Origin of the sequence: Halostella sp. PRR32 (genome assembly GCF_034808085.1) — an archaeon.
Taxonomy (GTDB): domain Archaea; phylum Halobacteriota; class Halobacteria; order Halobacteriales; family Natronoarchaeaceae; genus Halostella; species Halostella pelagica.
In genome coordinates this window covers 1-231 of sequence record NZ_JAXHGL010000315.1, presented here as the reverse complement: position 1 = coordinate 231, position 231 = coordinate 1, and the positions used below count along the sequence as shown (strand labels likewise).

The 231-nt window shown below is 69.7% G+C and carries 1 protein-coding gene; it reads right to left on the bottom strand.

What is annotated here, in order from left to right:
• A partial coding sequence (locus SM753_RS21240) for a hypothetical protein (protein WP_323193012.1) occupies nucleotides 1-182 on the bottom strand: 182 nt, incomplete at its 3' end.
• Between the last annotated feature and the right edge of the window lie 49 nt (nucleotides 183-231).

The following is a 231-nucleotide window of genomic DNA, read 5'->3' as shown; positions in this document are numbered from 1 at the left end:
CTCTCCTCGACGCTCGCCGGGTCGACGGGCTCCGCGAGGAAGCCGACGGGGACCTCCAGGTCGACCTCGGTCAGCGCCATCGACCGCCCCGGAACGGCCTCTCGTTCCTCGTCGATGTCGACGGACGCGGCCAGGAGCTGCGCGTGGGCCCGTCGCATCAGGTCGTCGAGCGGGAGCGTCACGGTCTGCTCTCGTCCTCGAAGTGGAGTTCTGTCCTGACCGTTCCGATCC